This window comes from Thermococcus sp. SY098 (assembly GCF_035621495.1).
Classification (GTDB): Archaea; Methanobacteriota_B; Thermococci; order Thermococcales; family Thermococcaceae; genus Thermococcus_B.
The window spans coordinates 548,488-563,832 of record NZ_CP141821.1; the positions used below are offsets into that span (position 1 = coordinate 548,488).

Sequence of the window (15,345 nt, forward strand, 5' to 3'; positions counted from 1 at the left end):
ATAGGAACTTTAGCTTAATATATGTCAAGATTGACATCAAAGTTTATTAACATGCCGCCACATATTTGGGTAATGGGGAGTTGCAATGTTAAAATTTCCTGACAACTTCATATTTGGCACAGCCACATCTTCTTACCAGATAGAAGGAGACAACATATGGAGCGACTGGTGGTACTGGGCTGAGAAGGGAAAGCTTCCTAAAGCCGGGAAAGCCTGCAACCATTGGGAGTTGTATAAAAAGGACATAGAACTGATGGCATCACTCAATTATTCCGCCTACAGGTTCTCAATGGAGTGGGCAAGGATTTTCCCAGAAGAAGGAAAGCTCAATGAGTCTGCTCTTGAGAGATATCAAGATATTATAGACCTCCTCAACAAAAAAGGAATAACTCCAATGCTCACGGTTCACCACTTCACCCTTCCAACGTGGTTTGCCCTAAAGGGAGGTTTTGAGAAAGAAGAAAACCTCAAGTACTGGGAAGAATACGTTAGCGTCATAGCTGAGCTTAAAGGTGTTAAACTTGTAGCTACGTTTAATGAGCCGATGGTTTACGTTGTCGCTGGTTATCTTATGGGAATGTGGCCCCCTTTCAAAAAGAACCCCTTAAGGGCAGGAAAAGCTGCTGTTAACATGATAAATGCCCATGCAATAGCTTACGAAATCCTCCACGGAAAGTTCAAGGTTGGGATTGTTAAGAATTATCAGCATTTCATTCCAGCTACGAACTCAAAGAAAGACAAGGAAGCGAAGGATAGGGTTGATTATCTCTTCAACTGGGCTTTTATTGATGGTATTTTCCACGGAAGCTACGAGAGCTTCATGAAAAAATACGAAGTAAGTGAAAGCAATTTGGATTTCATAGGGATAAATTACTACAACATCCAGAAGGTCAAGAAAAGATGGAATCCACTGAATCCATTCATAGTTGAAGATGCCGGCGTGAGCAGAAAGACCGATATGGGATGGAGTGTCTATCCAAAGGGAATTTATGCGGGAATAAAAGCCTTTTCAAGATACGAAAAACCAATGTACATAACGGAAAACGGCATAGCAACGCTTGACGATGAGTGGAGGATAGAGTTCATAATCCAGCATCTGCAGTATGTCCACAAAGCTATTAGAGAGGGTCTTGACATCAACGGCTACTTTTACTGGTCATTTATGGACAACTATGAGTGGGCTGAGGGATTCAGACCAAGGTTTGGACTCGTTGAGATTGACTATGAGACTTTTGAGAGAAAGCCAAGAAAAAGTGCATACATTTATGGTGAAGTTGCCAAGAGGAAGGAAATAGGTGATGAGCTGTTGGAGAAGTATGGTCTCAGAGAGCTTTAACTTTTTACCATTTTTCTGATCTCTTCTGCATCTTCTTTGCTGAACTTGGGAAGTATGTCTAAATTGAGCTCAATTAGCTCAGCTATAGCCCTTAAACCACTCTCCGCATCATTTACAACGGGGTCAAGGAGAACCGCTTGTACAACTTTTTCTATATTGCCTTCCGCTGCAGCCTCAGCTGAGAGCTTCTGAATCTCCGCTTGAGTTCTCAGCATCGGTATTACCTCCTTCGTAAGCTTAACTTTCAAAGGCTTGATTCCTTTGGGAGAAACTTCAGCCGGCACTTCTACTACAGTTCCATAGGGCAAATCAATGTAGCCTTTATTAGGGACATTTATAGCCTCCTGAAGCTTTTTGTTGCCTTCAAGCCCTTCAACAATATTCATTGCAATATCCGGGAACTTAATGAACTTGTTAAATGCAAACTTGGGTACGAAACCTTTAAGGAACAGCCGCAAAAGCTTCCTAACTTCCTCTCCCTCTTTTTTCGTCCGTTCGATCCACTTCAAGCCTTTCTTCTCTTCGGGAATTAAGTCCCATGCAAAGCTGAGGTATTCTCCAATGTGATTGTCACTTGGAGAGGGGAACAAGCCAAAAGCTCTGTATAAGAGCTGGGACAAAGGTTCAAATTTTGGATTCTTCTCTAACGCAGAATCAAGCTTTTTATAACTTTCTTCTCCATCAATGTAAAGCTCCATGATCCATGTGAAGTGATTCAGACCAGCTGCAATGAAAGTTATTTGATTTTCTTTAACCCCTAACAAGGGAGCTAATGTTTCTTTCCTCTCAAGATAACCCGTGCACAGTCCATAGACATTTCTCAGCTTGGTGTAGTTTAAGACAGCATACGTAACTCTTGGCTCTGGATTTGAGTAGATGAAAACACGAGCATCACTGTTCATGTCCTCAATCTTTTTTGCAATATTCAAGACTAAAGGAACAACCCGTAAGGTGTGGCTTAAGCCGCCGATGCCGCCGTTCTCCCCTAAGACCTGCTTTATACCGTATTTATGGGGGATCTCAAAATCCAGCCTCCAGCTCTTGTAGCGCTCTTTTTCAACCGATATAACTGCATAATCGATACCAAAATCCTCAAGCTCTCGGATGTCCTGGAAAGCCCGAATTTTCAGCCCCTTCTTAAAAACTTTGCCAATTTTTCTCCCTACAGCCTCAATAAATTCCAGCCGCTCTTTGTCAATATCAACGAGGTAAATCTCTGCCTTATTCAAAATTTCGCTGTTCGCTATTGTATAGAGGGCTAAAGGAGTAAAGATGCTCCCAGCACCTATAAAAGCTATTCTCATCAAACCACCTCTGCAAAGGGGGTGACATGCAACAGCAGCTTTGGAAGAACTTTAATACCTTCTCCGTACATAGCTCCAATTTTCTTCCCATAGAACATCCCAACAATTCTAATAAAGAGCTCCCATTGTTGCCAGTTCTTTTCAAACTGACTTCTATGCTCTTTTAGAGCTCTGAGTTTTACATCAAAAACATCTGTCACATCCTCGATGTAGCTGGGTCTCGCAGTGTAGTATAAGGCAACCAGTGGGACTTCGTAAGGTGTCAAGCCCTTTTCAAGGTCATCTTTGTTTATATAAGGAAATGGAGCAAAAAAGACAGCTTCCAAAGCCAGAAAGCCAGCGTTTCTATGATCCGGATGGGCCTCATATGGAAGCCAAGGATCAGGGGCAAAGACGATATCGGGCTTCTCTTTGCGGATCACGCTTATTATTCTGTTTCTTACTTCAGGAGAGTAAGGAAGCTCTGTATCTTTATAATCGAGCCATATCAGCTTTTTAACTCCAATGACCTTTGCTGCTTTTTCCTGCTCCTTCTTTCTAATCCCAGCGAGCTCCTGAGGAGAAATCATAGGATCCCTGGTTCCCACAGCCCCATCTGTCAACGTTAAATACACAATTTCTTTTCCTTCCAAGAAAAGCTTAGCCAAAATTCCCCCAACTGCAAGCTCACAGTCATCTGGATGTGGCTGGATGCACAGAACTTTCTCAACATTTTCAAAGGGATTATCCAAATCAATCCCAAGTATGTTCTGAAGTAAAAACTTAACCGCTTTTTTCTGATCTAAGCTCCCAAGCATTTGATTCAACATTTCAAATGACATCATAATTACCCCTCCTCAAAATTTCTTCGGCTCTTTTCTTCAAAATCTCTTGGATCCTACTTCTATCTTCCGGGTATTGCTTTCTAATCCACAGCCAGACAAGAGCACACGGAATCCAGAAGAGCGAGCCGATTATGAGAGCATATTCATATGCCAAAGCATTTGAGTAGCCGGCACTTCTGAGCGTTTCTATCAGGAATCCCCCGAAAAGAGGGCCAAGAGCTTTTCCAACGTTATCTATTATGTTGAAGACTCCGAAGACGGTGCCTCTGTCCTCGGGAAGATTAACTTGAGAAATTATTGCCGTAACGTTCGGCCCAGCAAAGCTCACCAGCTGGAGAAAGAGAAATGAATAAAGTGCAAGAGCAATCCAGCCTTTAATACTGAGCTGACTTGGAAGGGGATATATAATAATTCCTATCGCCGCAAGCATGCCTAAGAATATTGCCAAGCCCGTTACAATCGCTCTGCCCCCTCTCATCTTTCCTTCAAAGTAATCCCCTACAAAACCCCCGATAAGAGTTCCTATAACTGTCGCAATCCCTAAAATTAGCAGAACAAACGTCGCCGTGTCTTTTGCCATTCCTCTTGTGACGATAAGGAATGAAACCAGCCAGTACATTAAAACACCCCACGGAACAGTCCCACTTAATCCCTGGAGGAATATCAGGAGATTCGTCTTTGTTTGGAACGATTTTTTAACAGCATCCCAGCTGAGTCTGTAGGTGTATTCGTAGCCCCTCTCGAGAACTTCTTTTAGGACTTTTTCCCCTCCTCCCCTCTTAGGTTCTTCTGCTATCAGGTAAAACAGGGGTGCGAGAATAAAATTTGGAACAGATGCTATTATAAACGGCGGCCTCCAGCTCGCTATTAGTCCAGCAATTACCATTCCAAAGAGCGTTCCAAATCCAAAAGCCGTCTGAATATATGCATACCCCCGTCCTCTGTGCTCTTCCTCAAACATATCCGCTATCAGAGAATATCCTATCGGAATTATTGAACCAACTCCGATTCCAGTAAAAAGACGCATGAGCAAAAGCTGCCAATAGCTGTGAACAAATGCAGTTAAGAAACATGGAATTTCCCCGATTAGGACTCCAATTACAAGAAGCTTTTTCCTGCGTCCAATGTCTGAAAGGAACCCCCAGATAAGGGTTATTAATGCACTTGTTGCAACAAAGATCGTCGAAACTAATCCCATTTGGGTTTCGCTTATGCCGAACTCCTGCATAATCTGCTGATAGTTTGGGGGCAGAAGGTTTTGATCTGCCATCAAAAAAGCAGCCATCAAAATAAGGAGCACAATAGATACCCTACGTCTAATGTTTTCCATAACCCTCCCTCCAGGCTTGATAAATAGCCTTAAACGCATCTAATCTCCTCTCAGCCAGGGGTTCCCAACCGCGAGCATCACTGTTTTCAGCTAAAAACGCATGTTCCCACTTCAACTCCCATGAAAGCATGTTCAATCTTTGATTTCCCCAATCTTTTGTCCAAATATCCAAACCTTTGTCCGGTGCCCAGCTTGAAGTTCTCAGATAAAGGCTCCTTCCGCTGTGTTTCAGCCTGCTTGGGAGAACAATCTCATTGTTAAGCTCATTTATTAACTCTCTGAGCTTCTGGATGCTCAAAATATAACCTGCCAAATTCCTGTATCCGAAAAACTCCAGATCAGTACCGTATAATATTATTTCATCCAGACCTTTAATCCACTTCACGGCTTTCTTAACGTTCATCAGCGGGAACCCGCCTATTCCGAGCATAACGGCGGTATTAACTGCTACCCACACTGGGATACCCGTAATTTCTTTTACAGCTTTGAGAATAACCTTTCCACCAAATACAAGCTTTATTGCACTTTTTAGTTCTCTCAGACCAAGAAGGTAATTCCAATAGACAAATTTCTCTCCTCTTTGAGCTTTAATTAAATGAGGATAAAGAGGCTTTATGGGCTTAATTGCTGAATTTAGATGATTTGAGAAAAGCAACGCTTCCCCATCAACAAAGACTTCATCATAGCCACAGTCTCTTAAAATGGCAGGTATTATAGGATCGTAAGCTAATTCGGGAAGCCAGAAGGTCTTCGGTTTCACTTCAAAGGTTCTCTCTTTAACTGCTATGTCTTTCATTATCTGTGCCTCTACCCTATCCAAAGGAAGGAGAGGCAGAATAGCATGAGTGTAAGCTGTACCGGTAATCTCAATTAGATCGCTTTCAATACCTTCTTTTATGAGTGTTATTAGGTCTTTTGGCAAATACTGGAGAGAAAAACCCGTAATATTCAAAGCAAAAGGAATCTCGCTTTTTATTAGCTCGAAAATTGTTGGGATGTATGACTTTTTAACAACTTTTGGAATCTCACTTTTTGGAATTTCAGCATACTGAAGGTTTGCATGAAATACCAAGGCATTTGCCATTTCACTCACCTAACCATCTTCACCCCATCGGAAGCTTCAACTAAAAAATACTGGGCTTTCCAGTTGAATGCCTTAGTGTATTCTCTCAAAATTTTCTCCCCAATTTTCTTAGCCTCCTCTCTATCCACTACAGCTATCGCGGCTCCTCCAAACCCTGCCCCAGTTAGCCTTGCCCCATAGGCTCCAAGCTTGACAACTTTTCTTACAAAGAAATCAAGCTCTCCGCAGCTCACGCCATAATTCTCAGCTATGTCCCAGTGAGCCCTTGTCAAAATTTTTCCAAATTGTTCTATATCCCCTTTTCTGAGGGCTTCTTTTGCTTCTAAGACCCTTTCATTTTCCCTTATAATGTAGGCAAAGCGCTTTTTGTAGATTCCCGGCAATCCTCTTAAATCTCTCTCAGTTACTTCTTTTGAGGATTTCTTTCCTATGCGCTTGAGAATTGTTTCTGCTATTCTTCTTCTATCAGCATAGGCAGAAGCCGCCAGCTTACGCCTAATGCCTGTGTAGAAGACCAAAATCTGCATATCCTTGGGAAGAGCTATATACTCATAGTGAAGAGTTTCAGTATCAATGAACACTGCATGCCCCTTTTTTCCAAGGGCAACTACAAATTGATCCATTATACCACAAGGAATACCAACAAACTCATTCTCTGCCTTTTGTGCAAGGAGTGCCATATCTTCTCTTGAAATTCCCAAGTTGTAGACTTCATTCAGAAACTGCATTATTGCAAGTTCAAAACTCGCCGAGGAACTCAATCCGGCTCCAATCGGTAAGTTACCATTAATCCTCCCTCTAATCCCCCCAAGCTTGAAACCCGCCTCAAAGAGAACCTTGTAAATTCCTTTAACATAGTCAATCCATGAATTCTCCTTTTCAAGGTTATTTAGCTCAAAAGCCCTTGTCTCTTTAAAGTGTTCCGAATACAACTCCACAGATTCACTTTTCTTACCCTCAATAACTGTGTAGAGATTCACAGCCATTGGCATAACATAACCAAAAGTGTAATCCGTATGCTCACCAATCAAATTAACCCTTCCCGGAGAAATAACCCTATGCATGGAACTACCCAAAGAGTAGTTTTGTATCTTGTTATATTTAAGCTTGCCTCAGAAACCTTTAAATATTGCAGGTAGCTGATAAAATTCGGGCGGGGGTTGCCGAGCCTGGTCAAAGGCGCGGGATTTAGGGTCCCGTCCCGCAGGGGTTCCCGGGTTCAAATCCCGGCCCCCGCACCAGAAACTTTTCTGACAATTTCATTCAAAAAATCAAATGGTCGTGTAACGCTTTAGGAGATTATACCAGAATCATGAGAGCAATTAAAAAATAAACCCAAAAAAGAATCAAAAATCAACCAATCTGGAATGCTGCACTTCTCAGTTCTCCACGCTCAAATCTGTGTGGGTCGTACCAGTCCCAATCAAGTGGAACTTTGCTCTTTCCTTTCACTATCAGCTCTGCGATTGCCTCACCAACTCCTGGTGCCATCATAAAGCCATGTCCGCTGAAACCTGCAGCTATATAAAGCTCATCTACATATTGAATTCTTCCTATTGCAGGATTGCTATCGGGAGTTTTGGCATAAAACCCTGCCCACTGCCTAACAACGTGAACATACTTCAAAGCAGGAATAATTTTTGTTGCCCACTTAAGTACCTCCCTCATGAAGTCATATGTAGGTTGAACATCATCTAAATGAGTGAGCTTCTCAAGCCCAGTTCCGCAGATAACACCGCCATCTTCACCATCTTGGATGACATAGGAATCATTCCATGCAGGGGGACACGTCAATGGTTCAATTTGTCCCTCTGCTATTGGCTCAGTTTTGACAAGTTGATGTTTGTACGGCTTTATTGGGATAAAATCCCTTTTCAGTCCAGCCATTTCATTTATTATTGGTGCCCAAGCATTTGCAGCGTTAATTACTATTCCAGTCTTTATTATGCCTTTTTCCGTTTTAACCCCTTTTATTTCATCCTTTTCCACCAATATATCAACCGCCGGTGTATATTCGCAAATCTCAACACCAAACTCTTTTGCTTTCTTTGCAAACCCGTAAACAACGTGGAATGGACTTGCCTTCCCATCTTCGGGGTTCCATGCACCCGCTAAGAAAGGCTCTGTATTAAGGGGTGGGACAATTTCTTTTGCTTCATCCATGCCAATGAGCCTTGTAGGGACTCCAAGCCTGTTCTGGAGTTTTATGTTTTTCTTAAATACTTCAACTTCCTCCTCACTTGTTGCTAAGAATAGGTATCCACTCTGTTTGAAATTTATATCATGCTCAAGCTCATCACTAAGCCTCTTCCATCTCTCAATGTTGTACTTTTGAAGCTTTATATTTGCTTCATCGGTAAATTGTGCCCTGATTCCAGAGGCACATCTGAAGGTTGAACCTGAACCTATGTATTTCTTCTCAAGGACAACAACGTCTTCAACACCAAGCTTTCCTAAATGGTAGGCTATTGAGAGTCCAATGACGCCTCCACCAATAATGACAACTTCAGCTCTACTCTTCATTTCCATCACTCTCCATCTCACCCACCAATACTCCGGCTGGAACGGGTCTCACAGGGATTCTTGTTGCAGGAAGCGTAATTTCATCTGGTCTTTTACCGGTTTTTCTTGCAAGGATCGAGATAACCATCGGAAGACATGTCCTTCCTTGACACGGCCCCATGCCTATCCTTAAAAGCCTCTTTATCATCTCGATGTCAGTGACTCCCTGGTCTATTAGAGCCTCGATTTCCTCCTGAGTTACTTCATTACAGCGGCAGATTATGATGTTTTTCTTATCGCTCATTCTCTCACCACCCTGACAGCCCTAACATCCCACGCAAGCTCAATTGGCATTTCAACCGTTATTATTGGCGTATCCCCTTTGCTCTTCTCCCTTGGCACCACTGTAATCACTTTTCCTTTCCCCACTTCTTCTCCGACCCTGTTGAGCAAAACCACCTCCTCCCCAACCTTTGGGACCGGTAAAAGCTCATGCGGCATAGTAACCCTGGCTTTGTCACCAACGTAGTGAACCATGAAGAATGCCAAGCCGGGACAAATCTGCACACAGAGAGAACAGCCAATGCACTTCTCGTAATCAACGATCGGAATTGCATTTGGATTTTCCATAAGAACAGCGTTTGTGGGGCAGATTTCTTTACATGGTGTACATGGAATTTCCTGAGGACATTCAGGAATTGCAACAGGTCTTCTCCTCAATCGCTCCTCGCTGGGAAGCTCTATGACTTGCCTGAGCTCTTCAACTGTTATGAATCCCTCTCTGAGGTAGTGCGGGATTTCACTCATTCTACCACCACCTTCTTAATACCCTCAAGAACTTTCCTACCAAATGGTCCGGCTCTAAACTCGTCAAGCTCTTTCTGGGCTTTCTCTATCTCTTTGAGCCATTCTGGTGAAGCAGAGCTAATCTCCAGAGCAGCAGCAATTCCAGCTATCTTTCCTTCAAGCATTGCCGTTGTTGCCTCCTCAATTCCCGCCGAATCTCCTGCAACAAAGATTCCCCTAATTGTCGTTTCCATTCTGCTGTCTCTAATCACAACATGCCCCCCAAGCTCTGGGACGTATTTAATCTGACAGCCGACCTGATGAAGGAGCTCTATGCTTGGCCTTAGTCCAACGGCTAAGGCAATTACATCAACATCAAATACTTTCTCGGTTCCCGGAATTGGTCTCCATCTTTCGTCAATCTGAGCAACAACTGCCCTTTCAACCTTTTCTTTCCCTTCAGCTCTAAGGATTGTGTGTCTCGTCAGAATTGGAACACCCAATCTTCTAACCTTTGCTGCGTGAACGAAATAGCCTCCAATCTTTGGCATAGCCTCAACTATTGCCCTTACTTCAACACCAGCTTGGATTAGCTGATAGGCTAAGATTAATCCAACGTTTCCGGCGCCAACAATGAGAACCCTATCTCCCGGCTTGACTCCATATGTGTTCATTAATGTCTGAATGGCTCCCGCTCCGTAAACACCGGGTAAGTCGTTGCCCTCAAAAGGTATCATCTTTTCCATTGCTCCAGTTGCCACAATAACAGCTTTTCCTCTGAATTCCACGAGCTCTTTATTTTTCCTGACCCCAACTACGAGCTTTTCATCTCCATCTTGGAGAAGCATTATCGCTGAAGTTTCAAGGAAAATCTCTATGTTTTCCCTTTTTCTAACTTCTTCCTCTAAAATTTCCGCTATCTTGATCCCTCTAACTCCTGCAAACTGCTCTCTCTTTCCAAAGAACTTATGGGTCTGCTTTACCAGCTGGCCACCAAGCATTGGATTCTCATCAAGAAGGATGACCTTAGCTCCGGCATCAGCAGCATTTATTGCAGCCATAAGTCCAGCAGGTCCTCCACCAATAATCACTATATCACCAGAAACTTTTTCTGCCTCCCTCCATTCTGGAGGTTTTGCATTCTTGGGCAGTATTGGCTTCTCTTGTTGCATTCTTATATCCATGCCCTCTTCAACGAGTGTTATGCATGTTCTTACGTTTGGAATTCCGTTCACTGTCATTAAACATGAGGAGCACTTTCCAATTGCACAGAACAAGCCCCGAGGTCTGTGTTTGTGAACACTGTATCCAAGGACTCTTATACCAGCAGCATGTAATGCCATGACTATTGTTTCTCCTTCATATGCCTCAACTGGTTGTCCCTCAAAATAGATTGTAATTTTTCTGCCACGCTTTTTTTGAAAATCAAGAACAGGGTGTTCAGTGAGCCTCATAAGTTTCACCAGCATGAAATATGTAAAAACTTGTTTATGAGGATTTTCTGATAAAAAAGTTTTGCACCTTTGGTTGCCTTTCTTTTGTCTAATTAAGATTTCAGAATATAACAATGTCCAATTAATCTGAGAATAGACGAAAATCTTTCAATAAAAAGGATTATAAGGTAAAAATCATCCCATCTGAAGTGCGGTTTCCCTTAACTCTCCACGCTCAAAGCGATATGGGTCATACCATTCAATTGGCAAATCAGTTCTTCCTTTTGTTATCAAATCTGCAAGCATCTCAGCAACAGCTGGAGCCATCATAAAGCCATGTCCACTAAAGCCGGCAGCAATGTAAAATTCATCAATCTCCTCTATCCTGCCAATTGCTGGATTGCTGTCTGGGGTTTTGGCATAGAACCCAGCCCATGTTCTAAGGATTAAAAGCTCACCAAGAACTGGAATTATCTTTGTAAATGCTTTACTAACTTCTCTTATAAACTCATAAGTGGGGGTTAAATCGTAGGTAGGGCCGTATTCAACACCTACTCCCCCAATAATACCACCATGTTCTGTTTGAGTTAAATATGCATCATTATACTTCAAGGATATCACCATTGGGTCGATCTGTCCTTCCTTAAGTGGCTGTGTAATAACTCCCTGATGTTTATATGGTTCAATCGGGATTTTAATTGGAATTTTAGCCATTGCGTTAATCAGCTTAGCCCATGCATTTGCGGCATTTACAATAATCCCGGTTTCAATTATACCTTTATTTGTTTTAACTCCTTTTATCTCACCTTCCTCAACTATTATGTCCTTTGCCTCGGTATACTCTAAGATTTCAGCACCAAGCTTTCTTGCTTCCCTTGCAAACGCAGTTGTGGCAAAGAATGGGTCAGCTTTTCCATCAGTTGGATTCCATGATGCTGCAATAACCTCACTCGTATCCAAAACAGGGACAATCTCTTTAGCCTCTTCTGGAGTTATCAGCCTTGTGGGAACTCCAAGACTGTTCTGGAGCTTTATATTTTTCCTAAACTCCTCCACTTCCTCATCGTCATAGAGAAGAAATAGATATCCCGTTTGCTTAAATGGAAAACCGAGTTCTTCACTGTATTTCTTCCACAGCTCAACTGAACGCTTCATGACCTTAATATTGGCTTCATCAGTAAACTGCTGTCTTATTCCAGTCCCACATCTAAAAGTTGAGCCCGAACCAATATACTTCTTTTCCAGCACTGTAACCTGCTCTCCTCTTTTCGCAAGCTCATAGGCAAGTGTAACTCCAATAATCCCCCCACCAATGATAACAATCTCACTCCTCATCTGCCATCACCTTCATTTTCACTGGTCTGATTGGCGTTCTGGCAACCGGCAGCTTTATCTCCTTCAAATCCTTCCCTGTCTTCCATGCAATTATCCGAGCCACCGTGTCAATGCAGTATCTCCCCTGGCAGAAACCCATACCAACATGGGTCAACCGTTTAATTAATTGGATGTCTGTAATCCCCTGATCAATTAAGTCAAGAATGTCTTTCAGCGTAACATCACATCCACAGATAAAAACTTCTTCTGGATTGATCTTTTCCAGATCAATGTTGAGCTTAATCATAAAATCACCTCCTCAAGAAGAGATGCTTTGTCCCCAATTTTCTTGAGAAACTCCTCTTTTATTTGATCAACATTGCTTTTGAATCCAAATTCCTCAAGGATATAAGCTCCAACCAATCTGCCCTCGAGATAGTTCTCGTAACTTCCTTTAATCCAAGAAGCGTTTCCAGCTATATAAACTCCGTCAACAATCTCATTTCTTTTGTTCCTAAGGGGAAGATAACCACCCAGATCTTCCACATACGTTATCTCAGCCCCCACCTGCTGTGCTAAATGAATATCAGGTCTGTATCCCTCGGCGATTATCAAAGCATCTGTCTCATAAACATTCCCTTTTACATCTACAACCCTCTCAACCTCGTTCTCACCTTCTGCTCTTACTATCGGATTTTCAATAAGGATATAATTTAAACCATGATTCTCAAATTCTCTGGCAATATTTTGAGAATTGCTGCCGTAGAGTGTTATCTTGTTCCCAGGTTTGACGCCCCAGATGTTTAACAATTCAAGAACAAAATCCTCTCTAAATACGCCGGGCATTTCGTTGTTCTCAAACAGTGCAAATTTTGCTATCCCTCCTGTTGAAACGACAACCCTCTTAGCTGTAACCTCTATTAAATCATTTTCCTTATTTGCAACTACAACAAAATAATCCCCGTCACGAAAGACACCAAGAACTGGCGTCCTTGTAAAGGCTTTAACCCTGAGCCGTTCAACAAGTTCCTTTCTAAATTCTTTTGGTTTCTTGCCATTACTGAGAGGCACGCTCCTCTTCAGTAAGCCCCAGCCTAATCTTCCTTTCTCCTCAAAAATCACAACATCAAGACTGTCTTGCATTTCCAAAGCAGCCCCTAATCCCGCAGCACCGCTGCCAACAATCACAACATCAGTATAATACCTTTCAACTTTGCCCATTTCTCCCAAATGTTCCGGCAGGGGCTCCATATAGCTCTGCATTTCAATTTTCATCCCATCCCAAACCTTAGTCTTTCTGCCATCATAGTTCCTGACACCATTAACAGTTACGAGAACTGGACCGAAAGTAAATGCCCCCCTTTTTCGTCCATGTCCGCTCAGTGTAATCCACTTTATCCCATTTGCGAGCAGTGCAACGTGAATCGGCTCTCCTTCGTATGCTTCAAGAGATTTCCCCTCAAAATAAATTGTAACTTTCTTAGAAGAATCCTTCTCATACAGATCTAAAGGGCGCATGATATCACCTTCTTTAGCTTAATCCCATATTGTAGAACTCTTTGAGGCTTATAAACCTTAATGTTGAAACTAAAGGTTTTAAACAAAAAGTTAAAAATAGAATGAAGAATCAAGCAAACCCTCTGGCTTTGATAAACTCTGCGACATTTTCAATTTGGCTCTTTGCCCTCGCCTCCATGACTTTCTTGCCGCCTTCTTGCACTGGAACCTTCTTGAAAATCTGCTCATGAAGCTTAACAACGTCTTCTGGTGGCTTCGTTAGCAGGCTGATAATGATTATTATAAACAGTGTGACAAAGAAGTTTATGAAGAACACTGGAACGCCATTGAAGATCGATCCAAGGGTCCCAAAGAATCCCGGGGCATTTGGATTGAATGCCCATCCGTAAATCTTTGACTCAAGAATGACCTCAGAGATTAAACCGTATGCCATTCCTATAATTCCAGCCTCTTTTGTAACCCTCTTCCACCATAGACTCAGGGTTAATATTGGGCCAAATCCAACAGCCAAACCGCCCCATGCAGTCGCAACCATGCCATAGATGAACTTACTTCCCGTTAATGCTCCATAGAGAGCAAAGATTGCAACGCCTAAGACAACTATTCTACCAATGTTGACTATCTGCTTCTTCCCAAGCTCCTTTCCAAGAACTTTGTGATACAGATCTCTCGTAACCGCTGAGGAAGCAACCAGCAATTGAGAGTCAGCAGTACTCATTATTGCTGAAATTATACCTGCAATGACAAATCCTGCTAACCAAGACGGCATGAGCTCAACAGCCATTGCAGGAATGACTCTCTCTGGATCACTGACTTGTAAAATCCCCGCCTTCACCATAGCATATCCAAGGAATCCAGCAAAGAATGCACCCCAGAGGACGATGATTGTCCATATGCCACTGATGAATATACCAGGTCTCCTAAGCTTCCTTGGATCTTCAACACTCATGTATCTTGTGACTATGTGAGGCTGACCAAGATATCCAACGATCCATGAAGCATAACCAATGGCAAAAATTAATGCAGCAAACCCAACAGCACCTCCGAAGGGATGTAGCTTTGCGGGCTCCATGTATTGGGTTGCCTTTTCAAGCCCGCCAATCTTTGCAAGGGCTAAAATGGGCACTATAATAAGTGTCAGTAGCATAAACAGCGCCTGCACTACATCTGTCCAGACAACTGCAAAGAATCCTCCCGTAATAACATAGGCGGTCAGTATAATCACAGTTATTAAGATACCAGTGTTTACACTGATATCAAACGCCTGAGCTAAGGCTTTTCCACCCGCTGCAAATTGTGCTGCTACATAAGCTGTCATGAAGACCAATATAATCGCAGCACCAAGGATTCTAATCAGCTTTGTATCATCCTTAAGCCTCGCCTCCAAGTAGTCTGGGACTGTAATTGCCCTGAATTTACCCGCATAAATTCTCAATCTTGGCCCAATTAGCACATAGTCTGCCAAGGTTCCAAAGAGACATCCAATTGCCGCCCAAAATGCACCCAAACCTGCTTTAAATGCACTCCCCGGATAACCAAGCATCAGCCAGCCAGAGAAGTCGCTTGCTTTATCACTGAGGGCAGCAGCAAGAATGTGGACTTTTCTTCCACCAACGAAATACTGATCTTCGGTTTTTGTGAACCTGTTTGCCCACCAGCCGATGTATGCCAAAAGGACTAAGTATGCCAGGAAACCAATCAGTATGCCAGCGTTCATCTCTTACCCCCCTCAAGCTCTTTTAGCAATTCCTCGTCGTATGCCAGTATTTCATCGTCTACATAGTATTCCTTGCCTGTTATTTTGTCCCAAAAGCCATACAGCACCATCACTAAAATCCCTAAAAGAGTAGGTACAATCAATGTTGCCCAAGCAGCACCACTAAGGCCCATTTTTTCACCTCCAGTAACTTGATG

At 42.7% G+C, this 15,345-nt stretch carries 15 protein-coding genes and 1 tRNA gene; 2 read left to right on the top strand and 14 right to left on the bottom strand.

Features of this window, described 5'->3' with window-relative positions; all coding sequences use genetic code 11:
• Positions 1-85: 85 nt before the first annotated feature.
• Positions 86-1,336 (top strand): glycoside hydrolase family 1 protein, encoded by a 1,251-nt coding sequence (locus VFC49_RS02975; RefSeq protein WP_324736111.1) that lies wholly within the window; start codon positions 86-88, stop codon positions 1,334-1,336.
• On the opposite strand, the gene VFC49_RS02980 is transcribed toward VFC49_RS02975, so the two are convergent.
• Genes VFC49_RS02980 through VFC49_RS03000 form a run of 5 tightly spaced genes read right to left on the bottom strand, consistent with a single transcriptional unit; the run spans position 1,333 to position 6,942 of the window.
• On the bottom strand, positions 1,333-2,640 hold the full coding sequence (locus VFC49_RS02980) for a hypothetical protein (RefSeq protein ID WP_324736112.1): 1,308 nt from the start codon (positions 2,638-2,640) through the stop codon (positions 1,333-1,335). The two genes, VFC49_RS02975 and VFC49_RS02980, sit on opposite strands and share 4 nt — an antisense overlap.
• Complete coding sequence (locus VFC49_RS02985) at positions 2,640-3,464, bottom strand: PIG-L deacetylase family protein (protein ID WP_324736113.1); 825 nt, start codon at positions 3,462-3,464, stop codon at positions 2,640-2,642. Before VFC49_RS02985 ends, VFC49_RS02980 begins: the two co-directional genes overlap by 1 nt.
• Positions 3,451-4,794, bottom strand: coding sequence for an MFS transporter (locus tag VFC49_RS02990; protein WP_324736608.1), 1,344 nt, complete (start codon positions 4,792-4,794; stop codon positions 3,451-3,453). Before VFC49_RS02990 ends, VFC49_RS02985 begins: the two co-directional genes overlap by 14 nt.
• Positions 4,781-5,878 (bottom strand): hydrolase, encoded by a 1,098-nt coding sequence (locus tag VFC49_RS02995; RefSeq protein ID WP_324736609.1) that lies wholly within the window; start codon positions 5,876-5,878, stop codon positions 4,781-4,783. The genes VFC49_RS02990 and VFC49_RS02995 overlap by 14 nt, the downstream gene beginning before the upstream one ends.
• Before the next feature lie 5 nt (positions 5,879-5,883).
• Positions 5,884-6,942: a galactokinase gene (locus tag VFC49_RS03000; RefSeq protein ID WP_324736114.1), complete on the bottom strand. Its 1,059-nt coding sequence runs from the start codon at positions 6,940-6,942 to the stop codon at positions 5,884-5,886.
• An 89-nt stretch (positions 6,943-7,031) separates the two neighbouring features.
• Between VFC49_RS03000 and VFC49_RS03005 the strand changes: the two genes are divergently transcribed.
• A tRNA-Leu gene (locus VFC49_RS03005) sits at positions 7,032-7,119 on the top strand.
• A 112-nt stretch (positions 7,120-7,231) separates the two neighbouring features.
• Here the strand turns inward: VFC49_RS03005 and VFC49_RS03010 are convergent.
• The 9 genes from VFC49_RS03010 to VFC49_RS03050 all read right to left on the bottom strand — a co-directional run bounded on the left by VFC49_RS03010 (position 7,232) and on the right by VFC49_RS03050 (position 15,321).
• Complete coding sequence (locus tag VFC49_RS03010) at positions 7,232-8,401, bottom strand: FAD-binding oxidoreductase (RefSeq protein ID WP_324736610.1); 1,170 nt, start codon at positions 8,399-8,401, stop codon at positions 7,232-7,234.
• A complete protein-coding gene (locus VFC49_RS03015) occupies positions 8,391-8,684 on the bottom strand; it encodes a (2Fe-2S)-binding protein (protein WP_324736115.1) in 294 nt (97 codons plus the stop codon). Before VFC49_RS03015 ends, VFC49_RS03010 begins: the two co-directional genes overlap by 11 nt.
• The gene (locus VFC49_RS03020; RefSeq protein ID WP_324736116.1) at positions 8,681-9,187 is read right to left on the bottom strand and encodes a 4Fe-4S binding protein; all 507 of its coding nucleotides are present in this window, start codon (positions 9,185-9,187) and stop codon (positions 8,681-8,683) included. The genes VFC49_RS03015 and VFC49_RS03020 overlap by 4 nt, the downstream gene beginning before the upstream one ends.
• Positions 9,184-10,620, bottom strand: a complete 1,437-nt coding sequence (locus tag VFC49_RS03025; protein WP_324736117.1) for an FAD-dependent oxidoreductase — start codon at positions 10,618-10,620, stop codon at positions 9,184-9,186. The genes VFC49_RS03020 and VFC49_RS03025 overlap by 4 nt, the downstream gene beginning before the upstream one ends.
• 174 nt (positions 10,621-10,794) lie before the next feature.
• The gene (locus VFC49_RS03030) at positions 10,795-11,934 is read right to left on the bottom strand and encodes an FAD-binding oxidoreductase (RefSeq protein WP_324736118.1); all 1,140 of its coding nucleotides are present in this window, start codon (positions 11,932-11,934) and stop codon (positions 10,795-10,797) included.
• The gene (locus tag VFC49_RS03035; RefSeq protein WP_324736119.1) at positions 11,924-12,220 is read right to left on the bottom strand and encodes a (2Fe-2S)-binding protein; all 297 of its coding nucleotides are present in this window, start codon (positions 12,218-12,220) and stop codon (positions 11,924-11,926) included. The genes VFC49_RS03030 and VFC49_RS03035 overlap by 11 nt, the downstream gene beginning before the upstream one ends.
• Entirely contained in the window at positions 12,217-13,431 is a 1,215-nt protein-coding gene (locus VFC49_RS03040) for an FAD-dependent oxidoreductase (protein ID WP_324736120.1), read from the bottom strand. The genes VFC49_RS03035 and VFC49_RS03040 overlap by 4 nt, the downstream gene beginning before the upstream one ends.
• A gap of 109 nt (positions 13,432-13,540) precedes the next feature.
• Positions 13,541-15,148: a sodium/proline symporter gene (locus VFC49_RS03045; protein WP_324736121.1), complete on the bottom strand. Its 1,608-nt coding sequence runs from the start codon at positions 15,146-15,148 to the stop codon at positions 13,541-13,543.
• Positions 15,145-15,321, bottom strand: coding sequence for a hypothetical protein (locus VFC49_RS03050; RefSeq protein WP_324736122.1), 177 nt, complete (start codon positions 15,319-15,321; stop codon positions 15,145-15,147). The genes VFC49_RS03045 and VFC49_RS03050 overlap by 4 nt, the downstream gene beginning before the upstream one ends.
• Between the last annotated feature and the right edge of the window lie 24 nt (positions 15,322-15,345).

Coding starts and splice junctions, on each gene's coding strand:
- VFC49_RS02975 (WP_324736111.1), top strand. CDS start 86: ATGTTAAAATTTCCTGACAACTTCATATTTGGCACAGCCACATCTTCT.
- VFC49_RS02980 (WP_324736112.1), bottom strand. CDS start 2,640: ATGAGAATAGCTTTTATAGGTGCTGGGAGCATCTTTACTCCTTTAGCC.
- VFC49_RS02985 (WP_324736113.1), bottom strand. CDS start 3,464: ATGATGTCATTTGAAATGTTGAATCAAATGCTTGGGAGCTTAGATCAG.
- VFC49_RS02990 (WP_324736608.1), bottom strand. CDS start 4,794: ATGGAAAACATTAGACGTAGGGTATCTATTGTGCTCCTTATTTTGATG.
- VFC49_RS02995 (WP_324736609.1), bottom strand. CDS start 5,878: ATGGCAAATGCCTTGGTATTTCATGCAAACCTTCAGTATGCTGAAATT.
- VFC49_RS03000 (WP_324736114.1), bottom strand. CDS start 6,942: ATGCATAGGGTTATTTCTCCGGGAAGGGTTAATTTGATTGGTGAGCAT.
- VFC49_RS03010 (WP_324736610.1), bottom strand. CDS start 8,401: ATGAAGAGTAGAGCTGAAGTTGTCATTATTGGTGGAGGCGTCATTGGA.
- VFC49_RS03015 (WP_324736115.1), bottom strand. CDS start 8,684: ATGAGCGATAAGAAAAACATCATAATCTGCCGCTGTAATGAAGTAACT.
- VFC49_RS03020 (WP_324736116.1), bottom strand. CDS start 9,187: ATGAGTGAAATCCCGCACTACCTCAGAGAGGGATTCATAACAGTTGAA.
- VFC49_RS03025 (WP_324736117.1), bottom strand. CDS start 10,620: ATGAGGCTCACTGAACACCCTGTTCTTGATTTTCAAAAAAAGCGTGGC.
- VFC49_RS03030 (WP_324736118.1), bottom strand. CDS start 11,934: ATGAGGAGTGAGATTGTTATCATTGGTGGGGGGATTATTGGAGTTACA.
- VFC49_RS03035 (WP_324736119.1), bottom strand. CDS start 12,220: ATGATTAAGCTCAACATTGATCTGGAAAAGATCAATCCAGAAGAAGTT.
- VFC49_RS03040 (WP_324736120.1), bottom strand. CDS start 13,431: ATGCGCCCTTTAGATCTGTATGAGAAGGATTCTTCTAAGAAAGTTACA.
- VFC49_RS03045 (WP_324736121.1), bottom strand. CDS start 15,148: ATGAACGCTGGCATACTGATTGGTTTCCTGGCATACTTAGTCCTTTTG.
- VFC49_RS03050 (WP_324736122.1), bottom strand. CDS start 15,321: ATGGGCCTTAGTGGTGCTGCTTGGGCAACATTGATTGTACCTACTCTT.